Source organism: Cupriavidus sp. 10L43_2 (assembly GCF_056395265.1).
Genome location: NZ_JBFTJE010000003.1, coordinates 196617 through 215249, shown reverse-complemented (window position 1 = coordinate 215249; position 18633 = coordinate 196617). Strand labels below are relative to the sequence as shown.

The window sequence follows — 18633 nt, the reverse complement described above, 5'->3', positions numbered from 1 at the left end:
ACGGACCGTCAGTTCGCGCCGGTCAGCCTTGCCATCCAGTCGGCCATGTCCTGCTCGATGGCGGTGCCGGCGCGCTGGGCTTCCAGGATCCGGGCGCGGTCGGTGGCGGGGCGGTTCTGGCTTAGCTTGAACTTGCCTTCCACGCGCGTCGGCACCAGCCGCAGCCCGACGATGGCGCCTAGCATCTTCTGCTGGAAATCCTCGGGCAGGTCGCGCCACTGCTGGGCGTAGCCCGGCTCGTTGCGGCCGATCAGCCGCTTGAGCAGGGCATCCTTGTCAGTGGCGTCGTGGACCGTGGTGATCTCGCCGTAGACATGCACGGCCACGTAGTTCCAGGTCGGCACGGACAGCTTCTGTTCATAGAGCGACGGCGACACGTAGCCATGCGGTCCCTGGAACACGAGCAGCGCGCGCGGGGTCTGCTCGAGCCACTTCCAGTGCGGATTGGCACGTGCGACGTGCCCCTCGATGCGCCAGCCGCCCTCGGACGCCCGCTCCGCCACCACGGGCAGGTGCGTGGCGAACGGCAGGCCATCCGCATCGGTGCCGACCAGCGTGGCGAAGGCGTAGCGGCGCATGACCTCGTCGATCAGGTCAGGGTTGTCGCTGGCGAAGTGGGACGGCATGTACATGGCAGATTCTCTTTTTGTGGAGGTGGGGCAGGCCGTGAGTACCGGCTAGTACAGCGTCTTGCGCATGCGCTCGGGCAGTTCGCGGTCGTACGTGGCGCCGTCGATGGCGTTCTTGCTCAGTTCGGCGACCATGGTGCCCGTGCTCGGCAGGCGCTCGCGCGGAATCTGGGTCTCGGGCGACCACAGCGCCGAGCGCACGAGGGCGCGGGCGCATTGGAAGAATACCGAGCGGATCGAGATCACCAGCACCGTGGTCGGCGCCTTGCCGTCATGCACGCAGCGCGCGATCAGCGCGGGGTCGGTCGAGATCTTCGCCACGCCGCTTACACGCAGCGTTTCGTTGACGCCCGGCACGAGGAACAGCAGGCCCACGCGCGGGTCGTTGACGATATTGCGCAGGCTGTCGATGCGGTTGTTGCCGCGCCGGTCCGGCAGCAGCAGCGTGCGGTCGTCCAGCACCTGCACGAAGCCGGGCTGGTCCCCGCGTGGCGAGCAGTCGCCGCCGTGCGCGTTCATCGTGGACAGCAGGCAGAACGGCGAGGCATCCACGAAGGCGCGGTAATGCGGGTGCAGGTAGTCGACTTCCTTGGCCAGCGAGGCGCCGGCCGGCTCCGCGTACAGCGTTTCGAGGTCGGCGAGCGCGGCAATGTCGTGTGAGGTCATGGCGGAGAGGGGGGGAGGCGGGGGATCGAATCTTGTCAGATCGTAATAGTGCCACGTCCGATCTCGACCACGCGGCCGCCCACGCGGATCGCGCCATCGGTGGTCACGGCGAGGTCCAGCCGGCAGCGGCGGTCGACCTGTTCGCCCTGATCCACCTCGTACGTGGCCGGCAGCGCGTGACCCGTGGCCAGCAGCCAGCCGCCGAGGTTGGCGCAGGCCGAGCCGGTGCCCGGGTCTTCGGCCACGCCGCCGCCCTGCTTGGTGAAGAAGTAGCGCACGAGCACCTTGCCGGGCTGCGTCGGGTCGAAGGCGAACACATAGGCGGTCTTGCGGCCCAGGCTGCTCTGCGGCCACTGGTCGAGCCGGCTGCTGTCGGGTGCGGCGCGGCGCACGGCGTCCGGCGTCTTCAGCGGCACCAGCAACTGGTCGGCGCCGGTATCCACCCACATCGGCGAGCCGGCCAGATCGTCGGCGGACAGGCCCAGCAGGGAGGCCATGTCGGCATCGGGCAGGCCAGCCGGTGCGGTGCGCGGGGCGCCCTCGTGCGGCGCGGTCAGGGTCCAGCGGTCGCCGGCGGCGGTCACCGGTACCAGGCCGGCCTTGAATTCGAGGGTGAGCGCATCCCCGGTTTTTGCGAGGTCGCGCACCACATGGGCCGTGCCCAGCGTCGGGTGACCGGCGAAACGCATCTCGTAGCCCGGGGTGAAGATCCGCACGGCCGCCGTCGCGCGCTCGGACGGCAGCACGAAGGTGGTCTCTGAGAGGTTGAATTGCAGCGCCAGCGCCTGCATCGTGGCGTCGTCCAGGCCGCGCGCGTCCTCGAACACACAGAGGGGATTGCCGCCAAGCGTGGTCTCGGCGAAGACGTTGACGATGCGGAAGGCGTAGGAGGCCATGGCGGGAACGGGCAGGAAATTGGACGAATTGCCAGTGTAGTGCGCACGGCGCGGCGCACCATGCACAGTTCCACGCGCCGCGAACAGAACAGTTGGCGCGCCGCCCGGCCGTCGGCCATGAAAAAAGGCGCCAGGGTTGCCCCTTGGCGCCTTGCAGGACGGCTACTGCGGTACGGCGGTACTGCGGTGCTTCTCTATATATATAGTGCGGTCGATCAGAAGCCCACGGCCTGGCCGTCGCGGCGACTGTCGCTGGCGGCCACGTAGCCCTGTTCGGCATCGTCGGACAGGCGCCAGATGAACTGGCCGGAGCCGAAGTCCATGTAGGGGTCGTTCACGGACTTGAGCTGGTGGCCACGATCCTTCAGGCCGGCCACGGTGGTCGGGTCCATCGTGCCTTCCACGTCGAGCGTGAAGTCACGGTTGACCTTCCAGCGCGGCGCGCAGCAGGCGGCCTGCGGTTGCTGGTCGTAGTCGAGCATGCGCACCACGGTCTGCACGTGGCCCTGCGGCTGCATGTCGCCGCCCATCACGCCGAAGCTCATCACCGGCTGGCCGTCCTTGGTCAGGAAGGCCGGGATGATGGTATGGAACGGGCGCTTGCCGCCAGCCACCACGTTGGCGGACTTCGGATCCATCGAGAAACCCACGCCACGGTTCTGCAGGCTGATGCCGGTATTCGGCACCACCACGCCCGAGCCGAAGCCCATGTAGTTCGACTGGATGAACGAGATCATCATGCCGTTCTCGTCGGCGGCGGTCAGGTAGATCGTGCCGCCGGTCTTCGGCATGCCAGGCGTGAACGGCGTGGCGCGCTGCATGTTGATCAGCTTGGCGCGGGACTTCAGGTAGGCCGGATCCAGCATCTGCTCGGGCGTGACTTCCATCGTGCGCGGGTCGGCCACGTAGCGGTAGAGGTCGGCGAAGGCCAGCTTCATCGCCTCGATCTGCAGATGCTGCGAGTCCACCGAGTCCACCGGCAGCGAGCCGACGTCGAACTGGTCGAGGATGCCCAGCGCGATCAGCGCGGCAATGCCCTGGCCGTTCGGCGGAATCTCGTGCACGTCGTAGCCGCGATAGGACTGGCTGATCGGCTTGACCCAGTCCGGGCGATAGTTGCGCAGGTCGTCCATCGTCATCGCCGCGCCGCATTCCTTGCTGAAGGCGGCGATCTTCTCGGCGATCTCGCCTTCATAGTAGGCGCGGCCCTTGGTGGCGCCGATCTTGCGCAGGGTGTCGGCGGCGGCCTTGAAGACGAACTTCTCGCCCACGTTCGGCGCGCGGCCATGCGGCATGAAGGTGTCGGCGAAGCCCGGCTGGGTCTTCAGGTCCGGCACGGCGGCGGCCCACTTGTGCGCTACCACGGGCGGCACGGCGTAGCCGCGCTCGGCGATCTCGATCGCCGGCTCCATCAGGTCTTCGAACGGCAGCTTGCCGAACTTCTCGTGCAGCGCGGCCCAGCCGGCCACCATGCCCGGCACGGTGACCGCATCCCAGCCGCGGATCGGGCGATTGGCGAGGCCGTTGCCGTCCACGCCGTACTTGTTCTTGAAATACTCGGGGTTCCAGGCGGCCGGGGCCACGCCCGACGAGTTCAGGCCGTGGAGTTCCTTGCCGTCCCAGAGAATCGCGAAGGCGTCGCTGCCCAGGCCGCACGAGACCGGCTCCACCAGCGTGATGGCGGCGGCAGCGGCGATGGCCGCATCGACGGCATTGCCGCCCTTGAGCAGCATGCGCAGGCCGGCCTGCGCCGCCAGCGGGTGCGAGGTGGAGACCACGTTGCGCGCGAACAGCGGAATGCGCACGGTGGGGTATGGGTTGGTCCAGTTGAAGTTCTTCATGGTTGTCTCTCTCTTAGTCCACCTGAATCTTGCGATCCTTGATCAGCTTGCCCCAGCGGGCGCTGTCCTTCTTGACCATGGCCGCGAACTGCGCTGGCGTGCCGCCGACCGGTTCGGCGCCGAGCTTGCCCAGGCGGTCGCGCACGTCCTGCGACTGGATCGCCTTGTTGAACTCGGCGTTGAGCCGGGTGACCACGTCAGCCGGCAGCCCCTTGGGGCCGTAGATGCCGAACCACGTGTCCGACTCGAAGCCCGGCAGGCCCGATTCGCTGGCCGTCGGCAGGTCCGGCGCCAGCGGCGAGCGCTTGAGGCTGGTCACGGCCAGCGCCTTGAGCTTGCCGTCCTTCACGTGCGGCATGCCGGAGACGATGCTGTCGAACAGCACCTGCACCTTGTTCGAGATCAGATCCGGCACCGCGAGCGCCGTGCCGCGATACGGGATATGGGTGATGAACACGCCGGCCTGCGCCTTGAACGCCTCGGCGGTCAGGTGCACCACGGTGCCGTTGCCGCTGGAGGCGTAGTTCAGCTCGCCCGGATGCTTCTTGGCGTAGTCGATCAACTCCTTCACATTCTTCACCGGGAGCTGGTTCGGCACCACCAGCACGTTGGTGGCCACGGCTACCTGGCCGATCGGCGTGAAGTCGGTCTCGGTGTTGTACGGCAGGTGCGTATTGATATAGGGGCCGATCGAGTGCGTGCTGGTCGTGGCGATCAGCAGCGTGTAGCCGTCGGCGGGGGCCTTGGCGGCCATGTCGGAGCCGATGGCGCCACCCGCGCCCGGACGGTTATCCACCACGATCTGCTGGCCCATGTTGGTGCCCACCTTCTGGGCGATCGCGCGCGCCAGCAGGTCGGTGGCGCCGCTGGCCGGGAACGGCACGATCAGCCGGATCGGCTTGGACGGATACGTATCCGCGTGCGACGGCGCGGCAACCAGGGTCAGGCTCGTGGTAAGGCCGATGCCGAGCAGGCGTAGCCAGGAAGTCATTCTTCTTCTCCGATGCGGATAACGGGCAGGCAGGCAGGAAAAACCGAGCCAAATCAAGGCTCGCCCATCATTATTCCGCGCGCCGGGTCACAATGAAAGCTAATATTCCTTTTGTGATCAACAAGAAAACCTTGTGAATCGACTCACATGAGTACCATCCGATTTCTCCGCACTTTCGTCGCCGTGGCCGAGCAGGGCTCGTTTGCCGCCGCCGCCGGCCGCGTGGCGCTGACGCAGGCGGCGGTCAGCCTGCAGATGCGCTCGCTCGAACAGGAACTGCGCCGTGAACTGTTCGACCGCAGCGGGCGGGTGGCCGTGCTGAACGCGGACGGCCGCGAACTGCTGCCGCAGGCGCGCCGGCTGCTGGCGCTGTACGAGGAAATGCGCCTGCCACAGGGGGGCGCCGAGGATATGGCGGGCGCCGTGGCGGTGGGGGCGGTAGTGTCGGTGATGGGCGGGCTGTCGCACGTGGTGGCGCGGCTCAAGCGGGCCTATCCGGCGCTGGACGTGCGGCTGGTCGGCGCCAAGTCCATCGATCTGGCCGAGCAGGTGGAAAGTGGCGAACTGGACGCCGCGTTCCTGGTGGAGGGCGCGGGCCGGCCCGCCGGCACGCTGCGCTGGACGCCGCTCTACCAGGAGCCGCTGGTGGCGATTGCCGCGCGCGGCAGCCCCGGCGAGACCGCGCGCGAGGCGCTGGCCGCCAATCCCTTCCTTCGGTTCGACCGGGGCCAGCGCACCGGCGCGCTGGTGGAGCGGGCGCTGCGGCGCGCGCACCTGCGTACCAACGAGTTCCTCGAACTGAATTCGATCGAGGCGCTGGTGGAACTGGTGCGGCAGGAGGTGGGGGTGACGGTGGTGCCGCTGCTGCGGCTGGCGCGCTGGCACGAGGATCCCGCGCTGCGCCTGCTGCCGCTGCAGGCGGGCGGCGAGCCCGTGGTGCGCACGCTCGGCATGCTTGAGCGGCGCGACCACGGCCGCGCCCATGTCACGGAGGCGATCCGGTCAGCCTGCGAGGCGCTGTTCGCGAGCTAGGCGTAGTGGGCGGCTATGGCCGGTCGGCGCCCGCGCGACGGGATGCCTGATGTGTCGATGGCTGCACATGCGCCGGGGTGGCTGCCATCCCGCGTGGGGATGACCCCGGCCGCCGCGGCGGCGCCGTCGCGGCCAGGATATGCCGTAGCGACAGCAGCATCCCGGCCAGGAACAGCAAGGTCCAGAGCGTGCCCGCCGCCTTGCCGGCCGGGGACAGCTCGACCAGCCGCATCGCGAAGAGGTCCGGGAAGCGCCGCGCGGCATCGGTCATGGCGGTCTTGGGGTCGTTGGTCTTGGGGAACACCAGCGGCTCGCCGGCCAGGCTCATCTGGATGCCGGTCCAGACGCCGATGTGCTGGTAGGGCAGGGCCGAGTTCTGCGGCCGCGCGCCGGGAAACTCGCCCACGATCACATGCCAGTTGATCAGCGTGGGCGCCAGGTTGAGCAGGAACGAGATGACCAGCAGCGGCACCGCCGTGCGCCGGGCGTGCTGCCACATCCATTGCAGCGCCGGGGCCGCCGCGAAGAACAGCACCGGCAGCAGCGGCACCATGTAGCGCGGGCCCCAGCCGAAATGCCCCCAGTTCTTCATGTGCGCGATCATCAGCAGGTAGCAGACCCCGGACGCCAGCGCCGCGTACAGCAGGTGCTTCTGGCGCGCGGGCAGCGTGTGGCGCATCTTGAATACGAACAGGGCCAGCAGCAGCACCGGCGCGAACAGGAACAGCCCCATGTTGGGGCTGGCCAGCAGGCCGAGCAGGCCGGTCAGCGGGTTGCCGTTGAGCGCGAGGCTGTCCGAGAGGTGCAGGTCGGCGGCGATGGCGGGGCGCAGGAACAGGCCGGTGCGGATGTGGTTGTAGTAGAAGGCGGGCAGCATGGTGATGCCGAGCGCCACCAGCAGCACCGCAAAGCCGGTCTTGTGGCGCGCGCGCTCCATCCACAGCAGCCAGAGCACGCCCATGCCGAAGAACGGCAGCAGTGAGTAGCGGAACGAGCAGGCCAGCCCGAGGGCCACGCCGGCGGCCACGAAGGCCCACAGCGACGTGGGCGGCCGCAGCGCGCGGGCCATGAAGTACAGCCAGGCGCAGAGGCTGGCCGCAGCCGGGGTCACATCCCAGGCCGTCTTGGCGTAGGGCATGAAGGTCGTGCCGGCGTAGAACACCAGCGCCAGCCCGAAGGCCGCGCGGGCGGAGCAGAACTCGCGCATCAGCAGGAACATGAAGATCACGCCGAGCGTGTTGTACGCCGCGTAGACGAACGAGGTGATCAGCTTGCCATACGTGCGGCCAACGTAGCGGTCGCGTACCAGGTGGTAGGAGTCGATATCGTCGAGCGCCTCGTCGATCAGGGCGCCGGGCATCATCAGCAGCAGCGCGCCCACGTCGTGGGGTTCGTAGTAGAGGCCGTCAGGGCCCTTGTTCCAGTACGTCAGCAGGGGCGGATTGACCGGACTGCCGAGCTGCCCCGTGGCCGCCAGCAACTGCGCTGAACGGTATTGCTCGCCCGCGTCGCCGCTAGCCAGCCGTCCGCTGGACAGCAGCATGGCGAGGCTGAAGAAAAACACAATGACCAAGGCGGTGACCATCCCGGCGGGCGTCGTGGCAGACCCGTGGGACAACCCGTGCGGTCGATGGCTTGCGGTACGCATCATGGCAAGTCCTCTGGGCGCATGTAAGGGAGGGAATACACGCGCATGTTGCCGGGACGCCGGGGCACCTTATGTACGTTCCGACACCAATCGCACCATTGCCATTGCCGCCAACAATGACCATCGCGCATGCCGCATGGCCATTGGCGTTTCAGGAAGAAAGCGCATAAAAAAAGGGCGCCATAAGGCGCCCTGAGCTTGCGTTGTGTGGCCGGTACCCCCGGCCAGGGTAAGCCTTATTCTTCCTGGAACGCTTCTTCGCGCTTGGACTTGATCGACGGCATCGCCACGATCGCCACCAGGATCGCCGCGGCGATCAGCAGGCCCATCGACAGCGGGCGCGTCACGAACACGGTGAAGTCACCACGCGACAGCAGCAGCGAGCGGCGGAAGTTCTCTTCCATCATCGGTCCGAGCACGAAGCCGAGCAGCAGCGGCGCCGGTTCGCACTTGAGCTTGATGAACAGGTAGCCGATCACGCCGAAGGCCGCGGTCTGGAACACGTCGAACGTGGTGTTCTGGACCGAGTACACGCCGATGCAGCAGAACGTCAGGATGGCCGGGTACAGGAAGCGGTACGGCACCTTGAGCAGCTTGACCCAGATACCGATCATCGGCAGGTTCAGGATGATCAGGATGAAGTTGCCGATCCACATCGAGGCGATCAGGCCCCAGAACAGCGCCGGGTTGCTGGTCATGACCTGCGGACCGGGCTGGATGTTGTGGATGGTCATCGCGCCCACCATCAGCGCCATCACGGCGTTGGGCGGAATGCCCAGCGTCAGCAGCGGGATGAAGGAGGTCTGTGCCGCGGCGTTGTTGGCCGATTCCGGACCCGCCACGCCTTCGATGGCGCCCTTGCCGAACTCATGCGCGTACTTCGAGGTCTTCTTCTCGAGCGAGTAGGCCGCGAACGAGGCCAGTGCCGCACCGCCGCCCGGGAGGATACCCAGCGCCGAACCCAGGGCCGTGCCACGCAGGATGGCCGGGATCATGCGCTTGAAGTCTTCCTTGGTCGGGAACAGGTTGGTCACATGATCCGTGAACGTCTCGCGGTGTTCCTTCTGCTCCAGGTTCGCGATGATTTCCGCGAAACCGAACACACCCATGGCCACCGACACGAAGTTCAGGCCGTCGGTCAGCTCGGGGACGTCGAACGAGAAGCGCGCCGCGCCCGAGTTCACGTCGGTACCGACCAGGCCCAGCAGCAGGCCCAGCACGATCATCGAGATGGCCTTTACCAGCGAGCCCGAAGCCAGTACCACGGCACCGATCAGGCCGAGCACCATCAGCGAGAAGTATTCGGCGGGACCGAACTTGAACGCCAGTTCCGACAGCGGGGCCGCGAAAGCAGCCAGGATCAGCGTGGCCACGCAACCAGCGAAGAACGAACCGAGACCGGCAGTGGCTAGCGCCACCCCGGCCCTGCCTCGCCTCGCCATCTGATAGCCATCGATGGTGGTCACCACCGACGACGATTCACCCGGCAGGTTCACCAGAATTGCCGTGGTGGAGCCACCGTACTGGGCGCCGTAGTAGATACCGGCCAGCATGATCAGCGCCGCCACCGGGGGCAGCGTGTAGGTCACCGGCAGCAGCATGGCGATCGTGGCCAGGGGCCCGAGGCCCGGCAGCACGCCGATCAGGGTCCCGAGAATACAGCCCGCGAAGGCGTATGCCAGGTTCTGGAAGGTCAGGGCGGTGGAGAAGCCCAGACCAAGGTTGGTCAACAGTTCCATTTCGGCCGTCTCCTCAGTTCGCCAGGAAAGCCGGCCACACCGGCATCTGCAGGTTGATGCCGTACACGAAGGCGCCCAGGCTGATCACCACGAGGATGATCGAGTTGAGGATAGCTCCCTTCCAGCTGAATTCATGGCTGGCCATCGAGGAGACCAGCACCAGTACGAGCACCGACAGCACCATGCCAAGCGGCTTGAGCAGCAGGCCGAACAACACCACGGCACCCAGGATCCACAGCAGGCTCTTGATATCCCAGCGGGCCAGCTGGTCTTCCTCGCCCTTGGACGACAACGATCCCCACAGGACTAGCGCGCCAAGTATGGCGAGCACGATGCCGAGCCAGAACGGGAAGTATCCCGGTCCCATCTTGGCGGCCGTTCCCATGGAATAGCCACGGGCGACGAAGGAAAAGCCGAATCCGACCAGGACAAACATCAGGCCGGAGGCAAAGTCCTTTTGGCTACGTATGCGCAAAATGATTCTCCTCGATATAAAGCTTGAAATCCGCGTGCGGTGATTGGTGTACGCATGTTGCGCACCGTCCCGAAGGGACAGCTCCCCCCAACCCCGTCACGAGCAGGGTGGAAGTTAAAAGCGCATCCTTTCAGCTACCTTTCATATGTCTGCAATCAGGGTCAACTTCAGGGTATCTCCCTACGCAGACGTCTGAAAGTCAGGCGAAAGTTGTCCGAAAGCCGAACGTAAGTCGTTGACAAGGCAAGGGAAATTGCGCGGAAGGGGTGTCGCGGCGAGGTGCCGCCGCCGGTACCGGGCGGGGCGGCGGGAGGGCGGCGGAGGGGCGTGCGCTATCATCGGTCGCACTCCCCCGGCCCAGCGTGGCGCAATGAAAGGAATCGATTGGAAAGTATCGACCATGCCATCCTGATCGGCGCCGTGGTGATGACGCTGGGCATCCTGCTCGGCGTGTTCTCGGCGCGCTTCGGCGTGCCGTTCCTGCTGGTGTTCCTGGCGGTCGGCATGCTGGCCGGCGTGGACGGGCCCGGCGGCATCCGCTTCGCCAATACCTGGCTCAGCTTCCTGGTGGGCAATATCGCGCTGGCCGTGATCCTGCTCGACGGGGGCCTGCGCACGCGCTTCGCCACCTTCCGCGTGGCGTTGCGGCCATCGCTGTCACTGGCGACGGTTGGGGTGGGGATTACGGCGGTGCTGGTCGGGCTGTTCGCGGCGTGGATGCTCGGCATCGACTGGAAGCTCGGCCTGCTGCTCGGCGCCATCGTCGGCTCCACGGACGCCGCGGCGGTGTTCTCGCTGCTCAACGGCAGCGGCATCCGGCTCAAGGAGCGGGTGGCGAGCGTGCTGGAGATCGAGTCGGGCATCAATGACCCCATGGCGATTTTCCTGACCCTGACGCTGATCGAATGGATCACGGCGCCGGACGGCCTGACCGCCAGCGCGCTGGCGTGGCGGCTGGTGGTGCAGTTCGGCGTGGGCGGGGTGCTCGGCGTGGTGCTGGGCCTGGGCGTGGCGCGGGTGATGGAGCGCATCCATGTGGCCGAGGGCCTCCAGGCCATCCTGGTCTGTGCGGCCGGCTGCATGGTCTTCGCGCTGGTCCAGTCGGCGCACGGCAGCGGCTTCCTGGCGGTCTACCTGACCGGGATGATCGTCGGCAATCGCGAACGGGCCGTGACCGACGACACCATGCGCGCCATGGACGGCATGGCGTGGCTGGCGCAATCGGTGATGTTCCTGCTGCTCGGCCTGCTGGTCACGCCGAGCCGTATCTGGGAGGTGGCGCTGCCGGCGGGCGCCGTGGCGCTGTTCCTGATGGTGGTGGCGCGGCCCGTGGCGGTGTGGATCGCGCTGCTGCCGTTCCGCTTCAATGGGCGCGAGAAGGGGTTCCTGGCGTGGATGGGCCTGCGCGGCGCGGTGCCGATCGTACTGTCGCTGTTCCCGCTGCTGAAGGGCATGGAGGACTCGGGGCTGCTATTCCGGGTGGCATTCGCCGTGGTGCTGTTCAGCCTGCTGTGCCAGGGCACGACAGTGGCGCTGGCGGCGCGGCTGGCCCGGGTGCTGCGGCCGGCGTACAACGACCCGGTCTCGCGGGAGCGCCTGCAGGGCACCCGCTCGCCGGCGCTGGAATTGATGCAGTTCTCCGTGGCGGCCAACGCGCCGGTGGTGGACCTCCGCGCCGACCAGCTCGAACTCCCTCCGCGCAGCCGCCTGATGACCGTGGCGCGCGACGGCGCGCTGGTGCCGCTGGAGCAGGTGGTGCTGCGCGCGGGCGATGCGGTCTCGGTACTGGCCCCCGGCGGCTCCGTGCCGCTGCTGTCGCGGCTGTTCCAGAGCGCGGCGCGCGCCCCGGCCTGGGCGCAGCTCTCGCACGATTTCCTGCTGTCCGGCGATGCCCTGCTGCGCGACGTGGCCGCCCTCTACGCCACCCGCCCCCTGACCGCCGACGAGGCGGCCCGGTCCCTGGAAGACGCGATGCTGGCGGTATTCCCCTCGCCCCCCGTGGAAGGCGACGCCCTGGAAATCGCCGGCCTCCGCCTGACCGTGACCCGCATGGAAGGCCCGAAGATCGTCCAGGTCGGCCTGCTCCTGCCACGCGGCCCGGCCACCGAGGACACGATCAAGGACAAGATGTGGCAGTTACGGCGCAAGGCGCCTTGACGGGTCGTCCGCCCCTCAATCCACCTTCGCCCCCGATACCTTCACCACCTGCCCGTACTTCTTCAGTTCGCGCTGGATCAGGGCGCCGAACTGCTCGGGGGTGGTGGGGGCCGGCTGGGCGCCAATGCGGGCCAGGCGGGCTTTCATATCGTCGGTCTTGAGGATGGCCACGATGTCGTGGTTGAGGCGGTCGACGATCTCGCGCGGGGTGCCGGCCGGGGCCAGGACGCCGAACCACGTCGAGATGTCGAACCCTTCCAGCCCGAGGCCCTTGCCGGCTTCGGCGATGGTCGGCAGTTCCGGGAACGCGGCGGCGCGGGCCGGCGTGGTCACGGCGAAGGCCTTGAGCTTGCCGGCCTTGATATTGGCCGATGCCGAGGCGAGGTTGTCGAAGATCAGGTCGGTCTGGCCCGACAGCACCGACAGCTGCGCCGGCGACGCCCCGTTGTACGGGATATGGACCATGCTGACGCGGGCCATGCTCTTGAACAGTTCGCCCGACAGGTGGCCGGCGCTGCCGTTGCCGCCCGAGGCGTAGTCGAGCTTGCCCGGATGCTTGCGCGCGTACTCCACGAGGTCACGCACCGTATTGATATGCAGCTCGGCGGCCTTGCCGGGGTGCATGACCAGCACGTTCGGCACGTCGGCGACCAGCGTGATCGGCGCGAAGTCCTTCACCGGGTCGTACGGCATCTTGGCGAACAGCGTGGGATTGATGGCGTGGGTGGCCACGGCGCCCATGACGATGGTGTAGCCGTCGGCCGGCTGCTTGGCGACGTAGTCCGCGCCGAGGTTGCCGCCCGCGCCGGGTTTGTTCTCGACGACGACCGGCTGGCCCAGGCTTTCGCGGAGCCGTTCGCCGATGGCGCGCGCCACGGTGTCCAGCGGGCCGCCGGCGGGGTAGGGCACCACGAACTTGATCGGCTTGGTCGGCCAGTTTGCCGGGGCCGGGGCAGCGGCATGGGCCGGCGTGGCCAGGGTGGCTGCCGCCAGCGTGGCGGCGGAGGCGGCCATCTTCGTGGCCGTCAGCAGGGTCTTCAGCATCTCAGGAGTCTTCAACGGATCGATGAAAAGGTCAGCGCGCGCCGATGCCGCGCGCCATCATCACGGCGCAGAGCGGCAGCAGGATGAACACATGGGCCTCGATCATGACCCAGCGGCGGGCGCGCTTGATCTCGTCCGGCATCGGCACGAAATCGGGCAGCTTGCGCGCCTGCTTGCGCCAGCGCGCGATGGCGAGCGTCGGCGGCAGCGAGCACAGGGCAATCAGCACGAACACGGTCACCTTGGCGTGGAACCACGGGTTGTGCAGGTAGAAATCCACGCCCTTGGCGCCGTAGAACAGCCGCAGCAGGCCGGTGGCGAGCACCACCATGGCCGACAGGAAGTAGAGCAGGTCGTACAGCGACAGCCGGCGCACGATGGCCGGCGTCATCCCGGGGCGCAGCACCACGGCCTCGGCGGCCAGCAGCGTGACCAGGAGGAAGATCGCCAGAAAATGGAAAAACGCCAGGAAGGCATCAGTCAGCATGCATGCTCCTAATTAGTCAGGGGACGCAAACAGAAAATCTCGCCTTCGGCTGCGGCCGGCGTGGCTCCCGAGTCGGGGGGAATCGGGGTCAGACCACGCCCTTGGCGCGCAGTGCGGCGATGTGCTCCGCACTGTAGCCGAGTGTCTCGCCCAGCACCACCTCCGTGTGCTCTCCGAGCAACGGGGGATGGCGCAGCGCCTCGGGCGGCGTGGCGCTCATCTTCATGGGGCTGCCCACCAGCTTGACCTCGCCGGCCGTCGGGTGCGGCAAATCGACGCGCAGGCCCCGCGCCAGCACCTGCTCGTTCTCGAAGACCTCGTCGAGCGTGTTGATCGGGCCGCACGGCACGCCGGCCTTTTCCAGATCCAGGATCCACTGCTCGCGGGTGCGCGGCTGGACCATCTCGGCGATGATCGGCACCAGCACGTCCCGGTGCGCCACGCGCTGCGGATTGGTGGCGAAGCGCGGGTCGTCGGCCAGCTCCGGCCGGCCGCCGGCCGTCACGAACTTGCGGAACTGCCCGTCGTTGCCTACCGCGACGATGATCCAGCCGTCGGCGGCCTGGAAGGTCTGGTAGGGCACGATGTTCGGGTGGGCGTTGCCCCAGCGGCGCGGCGCCTCGCCGCTGGCGAGGTAGTTGGTATTCATGTTTGCCAGCATCGATACCTGCACGTCCAGCAGCGCCATGTCGATGTACTGGCCCTCGCCGGTCCGGTCGCGGTGGGCCAGGGCAGCCAGCACGGCGATGGTGGCGTACTGGCCGGTCATCAGGTCCGAAATGGCCACGCCGGCCTTCTGCGGGCCGCCGCCGGGCAGGTCGTCCCGCTCGCCGGTCAGGCTCATGAAGCCGCCCATGCCCTGGATGATGAAGTCGTAGCCGGGACGCTGGGCGTACGGGCCGGTCTGGCCGAAGCCGGTGACCGAGCAATAGATGATGTCCGGCTTCACCGCCTTGAGCGATTCGTAGTCGAGGCCATACTTCTTGAGTTGGCCGACCTTGTAGTTCTCGAGCACCACGTCGCTCTGGGCGGCGAGGTCGCGCACCAGCTGCTGGCCCTCGGGCGTGCTGATGTCGCAGGTTACCGAGCGCTTGTTGCGGTTGGCGGCCAGGTAGTAGGCGGCTTCGGCCGTGTCCCGGCCATCCTCGGTCTTGAGCCAGGGCGGACCCCATGTGCGCGTATCGTCACCTGCGCCGGGGCGCTCGATCTTGATCACGTCGGCGCCGAAGTCGGCGAGGTTCTGGGCGCACCATGGCCCGGCGAGGACGCGGGTCAGGTCGAGGACGCGGAGATGGCTCAAGGCTCCCATGGCAGTGGCGGCTCGGTAGATATATTGGGGGAGCACTCTACCACCGGCCCGCCGCGCCGATGTACCCGCACGGGGCGGCGCCAGGCCAACGGTGGGCGATATTCGGCCATCGCCAGCCCGCCCGGTGCGCGCCGCCGGGCGGCCGCCCGCGAGAATGCCCCGGGAGGGGGCTTGCCCCGTATAATCAACGGTTTGCAAATCCAACCTGACTGACTGCGCCCTGCCACGATGCGGGATGCGCCCGATACAACATGAAAGTCTCCGACATTCGCAGCAAGTTCCTGCAGTACTTCGAGTCGAAGGGCCATTCCGTGGTCCGCTCGTCCAGCCTCGTGCCGGCGAACGACCCGACGCTGCTGTTCACCAATTCGGGCATGGTGCAGTTCAAGGACGTGTTCCTGGGCACCGACAAGCGTCCCTACTCGCGCGCTACGTCGTCCCAGCGCTCCGTGCGCGCCGGCGGCAAGCACAACGACCTCGAAAATGTGGGCTATACGGCACGTCACCACACGTTCTTCGAGATGCTGGGCAATTTCTCGTTCGGCGACTACTTCAAGCGCGAAGCCATCCAATACGCCTGGGAACTGCTGACCAAGACCTACCAGCTGCCGGCCGAGAAGCTCTGGGTCACGGTCTACGCCGAGGACGACGAGGCCTACGACATCTGGGCCAAGGAAGTCGGCGTGCCGGCCGAGCGCATCGTGCGCATCGGCGACAACAAGGGCGCGCGCTACGCCTCGGACAACTTCTGGCAGATGGCCGACACCGGCCCGTGCGGCCCGTGCTCGGAAATCTTCTATGACCACGGCGCCGATGTCTGGGGCGGCCCCCCGGGATCGCCCGAGGAAGACGGCGACCGCTACATCGAGATCTGGAACCTCGTGTTCATGCAGTTCAACCGCGACGAGCAGGGCAACATGACGCCGCTGCCCAAGCCGTGCGTGGACACCGGCATGGGCCTCGAGCGGATTGCCGCCGTGCTCCAGCACGTGCACAGCAACTACGAGATCGACCTGTTCCAGGCGCTGATCAAGGCCGCTGCGCGCGAGACCCATCTGGACGACCTGAACCAGAACTCGCTGAAGGTGATTGCCGACCATATCCGCGCGTGCTCGTTCCTGATCGTCGACGGCGTGATCCCGGGCAACGAAGGCCGCGGCTACGTGCTGCGCCGCATCGTGCGCCGCGCGATCCGCCACGGCTACAAGCTGGGCCAGAAGACGCCGTTCTTCCACAAGCTGGTGCCGGACCTGGTGGCGCAGATGGGCGAGGCCTATCCGGAGCTGGCCGAGGCGCAGGCGCGCGTGGTGGAAGTGCTCAAGGCCGAGGAAGAGCGCTTCTTCGAGACCATCGAGAACGGCATGACCATCCTCGACACCGCCGTGGCCGACCTCAAGGCCAAGGGTGGCAAGGTGCTGGACGGCGAACTGGCGTTCAAGCTGCACGATACCTTCGGCTTCCCGCTCGACCTGACGCAGGACGTGGCGCGCGAGCAGGAGATTGCGGTGGACGAACCCGCGTTCGACGCCGCCATGAACCGCCAGCGCGAGCAGGCCCGCGCGGCCGGCAAGTTCAAGATGGCCGCCGGCCTGGAGTACACGGGCGACAAGACCGTGTTCCACGGTTATGACGAACTGGGCTTCGAGCGCGCCCGCGTGACGGCGCTGTATGTCGACGGCGCGTCCGTCGACACCATGCAGCCGGGCCAGACCGGCGTGGTGGTGCTGGACAACACCCCGTTCTACGCGGAGTCCGGCGGCCAGGCGGGCGACCAGGGCACGCTGGTGGCAGGCGCGGCCGTGTTCAACGTGACCGACACGACCAAGGTGCAGGCCGATGTGTTCGGCCACCAGGGCACGCTGGCTAACGGCCCGCTGAAGGTGGGCGACACCGTGGCGGCGCAGGTGGATGCCATCCGCCGTGCACGTACTGTACGTAACCACTCGGCCACCCACCTGATGCACAAGGCGCTGCGCGAGGTGCTCGGCACCCATGTGCAGCAGAAGGGCTCGCTGGTCGATGCCGACAAGACGCGCTTCGACTTCTCGCACAACGCGCCGCTGAGCGACGCGGAGATCCGCCAGGTCGAGGAAATCGTCAATGCCGAGATCCTGTCCAACGCGCCGACCCATGCCGAGATCATGCCGTTCGACGACGCGGTGAAGAGCGGCGCGATGGCGCTGTTCGGCGAGAAGTACGCGGACGATGTGCGCGTGCTGTCGATCGGCACCTCGAAGGAACTCTGCGGCGGCACGCACGTGACGCGCACCGGCGACATCGGCTTGTTCAAGATCGTGGTGGAAGCGGGCGTGGCAGCCGGGATTCGCCGCGTGGAAGCGATTACCGGCGACAACGCGCTGCATTACCTGCAATCGCTCGACGCCCGCCTGAACGAAGCCGCCGCCGCGCTGCGCGCGCAGCCGTCGGAACTGGTGCCGCGTATCGGCCAGGTGCAGGAGCAGGTGCGGGCGCTCGAGAAGGAACTCGAGAAGCTCAAGAGCAAGCTCGCGGCATCGCAAGGCGACGAACTCGCCGAGCAGGCCATCGACATCAACGGCCTGAAGGTGCTGGCCGCCCAACTCGACGGTGCCGACGTGAAGACGCTGCGCGAGACCATGGACAAGCTCAAGGACAAGCTCAAGAGCGCGGCCATCGTGCTGGGGGCAGTGTCGGATGGGAAGGTTTCGCTGATTGCTGGTGTGACCGCCGATGCGACGGGCAAGGTCAAGGCTGGGGAGCTGGTGAACTTTGTGGCCCAGCAGGTGGGCGGCAAGGGCGGCGGCCGGCCGGATATGGCGCAGGCTGGGGGGACGGAGCCGGCGAATCTGCCGGCGGCGCTGGCAGGGGTGAAGGAGTGGGTGGCTGGTAAGGTTTGAGGGATTTACTAGCTGTTGAGAAGGGCGCTCTGGGGTTTGGGGCGCCCTTTTTGTTTTTGTTGCGCTCAACAGCCAACACCACAGAACCAAACCCAAAACCTACTTCATCAACCCCCTAACCAAATCCATCGGCAACGGAAACACAATAGTAGAACTCTTATCCCCAGCAATCTGCGTCAGCGTCTGGAGATACCGCAGTTGCATGGCCTCAGGCTGCTGCGCCAGCATCTGTGCCGCCTCCAGCAGTTTCACCGAAGCCTGCAATTCCCCTTCCGCGTGGATGATCTTGGCCCGCCGCTCGCGCTCGGCCTCCGCCTGGCGGGCGATGGCCCGGATCATGGTCTCGTTCAAATCCACATGCTTGATCTCGACATTGGACACCTTGATGCCCCACGCGTCGGTCTGGGCGTCGAGCACCTTCTGGATGTCGAGGTTGAGCTTTTCGCGCTCGGCTAGCATTTCGTCCAGTTCATGTTTGCCGAGCACGGACCGCAGCGTGGTCTGGGAGAGCTGGCTGGTGGCCTCGAGGAAGTTGGCCACCTGGATGATGGCCCGCTCGGGGTCCACGACCCGGAAATAGACCACCGCGTTGACCTTGACCGACACATTGTCGTGAGAGATCACGTCCTGTGGTGGCACGTCGAAGACGACCGTGCGCAGGTCCACGCGGACCATCTGCTGTATGCCGGGGATGAGCAGCACCAGCCCGGGCCCCTTGACGCCCCAGAATCGCCCGAGCATGAAGACAACCCCGCGTTCGTATTCGCGCAGCACGCGGATCGCGGCCACCACGAGCAATGCCAGCAGGAAGATCAGCCCACCAAAACTGAATCCGAATGCCAT

15 protein-coding genes are annotated in these 18633 nt (G+C 67.0%); 3 read left to right on the top strand and 12 right to left on the bottom strand.

Going from position 1 to position 18633, the window contains the following annotated elements:
- Positions 1-8 precede the first annotated feature (8 nt).
- The 5 genes from AC1DEL_RS05730 to AC1DEL_RS05710 form a co-directional block, all read right to left on the bottom strand.
- Entirely contained in the window at positions 9-632 is a 624-nt protein-coding gene (locus AC1DEL_RS05730) for an FMN-binding negative transcriptional regulator (RefSeq protein WP_477125471.1), read from the bottom strand.
- Between the two features lie 45 nt (positions 633-677).
- Entirely contained in the window at positions 678-1295 is a 618-nt protein-coding gene (locus tag AC1DEL_RS05725; RefSeq protein ID WP_092290432.1) for a pyridoxamine 5'-phosphate oxidase family protein, read from the bottom strand.
- A 35-nt stretch (positions 1296-1330) separates the two neighbouring features.
- Positions 1331-2191: a PhzF family phenazine biosynthesis protein gene (locus tag AC1DEL_RS05720; RefSeq protein ID WP_092290430.1), complete on the bottom strand. Its 861-nt coding sequence runs from the start codon at positions 2189-2191 to the stop codon at positions 1331-1333.
- A gap of 215 nt (positions 2192-2406) precedes the next feature.
- On the bottom strand, positions 2407-4032 hold the full coding sequence (ggt, locus tag AC1DEL_RS05715) for a gamma-glutamyltransferase (protein WP_441590593.1): 1626 nt from the start codon (positions 4030-4032) through the stop codon (positions 2407-2409).
- Positions 4033-4045: 13 nt separating this feature from the next.
- Positions 4046-5023, bottom strand: a complete 978-nt coding sequence (locus tag AC1DEL_RS05710) for a Bug family tripartite tricarboxylate transporter substrate binding protein (RefSeq protein WP_092290426.1) — start codon at positions 5021-5023, stop codon at positions 4046-4048.
- A gap of 147 nt (positions 5024-5170) precedes the next feature.
- On the opposite strand from AC1DEL_RS05710, the gene AC1DEL_RS05705 reads away from it, so the two are divergent.
- Complete coding sequence (locus tag AC1DEL_RS05705) at positions 5171-6055, top strand: LysR substrate-binding domain-containing protein (RefSeq protein ID WP_092290424.1); 885 nt, start codon at positions 5171-5173, stop codon at positions 6053-6055.
- A 13-nt stretch (positions 6056-6068) separates the two neighbouring features.
- Here the strand turns inward: AC1DEL_RS05705 and AC1DEL_RS05700 are convergent, their stop codons facing one another.
- The 3 genes from AC1DEL_RS05700 to AC1DEL_RS05690 form a co-directional block, all read right to left on the bottom strand.
- Positions 6069-7706 (bottom strand): hypothetical protein, encoded by a 1638-nt coding sequence (locus AC1DEL_RS05700; RefSeq protein WP_477125472.1) that lies wholly within the window; start codon positions 7704-7706, stop codon positions 6069-6071.
- A 233-nt stretch (positions 7707-7939) separates the two neighbouring features.
- Complete coding sequence (locus AC1DEL_RS05695; protein WP_092290420.1) at positions 7940-9442, bottom strand: tripartite tricarboxylate transporter permease; 1503 nt, start codon at positions 9440-9442, stop codon at positions 7940-7942.
- Positions 9443-9455: 13 nt separating this feature from the next.
- Entirely contained in the window at positions 9456-9917 is a 462-nt protein-coding gene (locus tag AC1DEL_RS05690) for a tripartite tricarboxylate transporter TctB family protein (RefSeq protein ID WP_092290418.1), read from the bottom strand.
- A 384-nt stretch (positions 9918-10301) separates the two neighbouring features.
- On the opposite strand from AC1DEL_RS05690, the gene AC1DEL_RS05685 reads away from it, so the two are divergent.
- On the top strand, positions 10302-12074 hold the full coding sequence (locus tag AC1DEL_RS05685) for a potassium/proton antiporter (RefSeq protein WP_092290416.1): 1773 nt from the start codon (positions 10302-10304) through the stop codon (positions 12072-12074).
- Between the two features lie 15 nt (positions 12075-12089).
- Here AC1DEL_RS05685 and AC1DEL_RS05680 read toward each other — a convergent pair whose 3' ends face one another.
- The 3 genes from AC1DEL_RS05680 to AC1DEL_RS05670 all read right to left on the bottom strand — a co-directional run bounded on the left by AC1DEL_RS05680 (position 12090) and on the right by AC1DEL_RS05670 (position 14914).
- On the bottom strand, positions 12090-13118 hold the full coding sequence (locus tag AC1DEL_RS05680) for a tripartite tricarboxylate transporter substrate binding protein (RefSeq protein WP_092290414.1): 1029 nt from the start codon (positions 13116-13118) through the stop codon (positions 12090-12092).
- Between the two features lie 31 nt (positions 13119-13149).
- A complete protein-coding gene (locus AC1DEL_RS05675) occupies positions 13150-13605 on the bottom strand; it encodes a DUF2214 family protein (RefSeq protein WP_477125473.1) in 456 nt (151 codons plus the stop codon).
- 88 nt (positions 13606-13693) lie between these two features.
- Positions 13694-14914 (bottom strand): CaiB/BaiF CoA transferase family protein, encoded by a 1221-nt coding sequence (locus AC1DEL_RS05670; protein ID WP_477125474.1) that lies wholly within the window; start codon positions 14912-14914, stop codon positions 13694-13696.
- A gap of 251 nt (positions 14915-15165) precedes the next feature.
- On the opposite strand from AC1DEL_RS05670, the gene alaS reads away from it, so the two are divergent.
- Complete coding sequence (gene alaS, locus AC1DEL_RS05665) at positions 15166-17790, top strand: alanine--tRNA ligase (protein ID WP_477125475.1); 2625 nt, start codon at positions 15166-15168, stop codon at positions 17788-17790.
- Between the two features lie 99 nt (positions 17791-17889).
- Here the strand turns inward: alaS and AC1DEL_RS05660 are convergent, their stop codons facing one another.
- Entirely contained in the window at positions 17890-18633 is a 744-nt protein-coding gene (locus tag AC1DEL_RS05660) for a slipin family protein (protein WP_092290406.1), read from the bottom strand.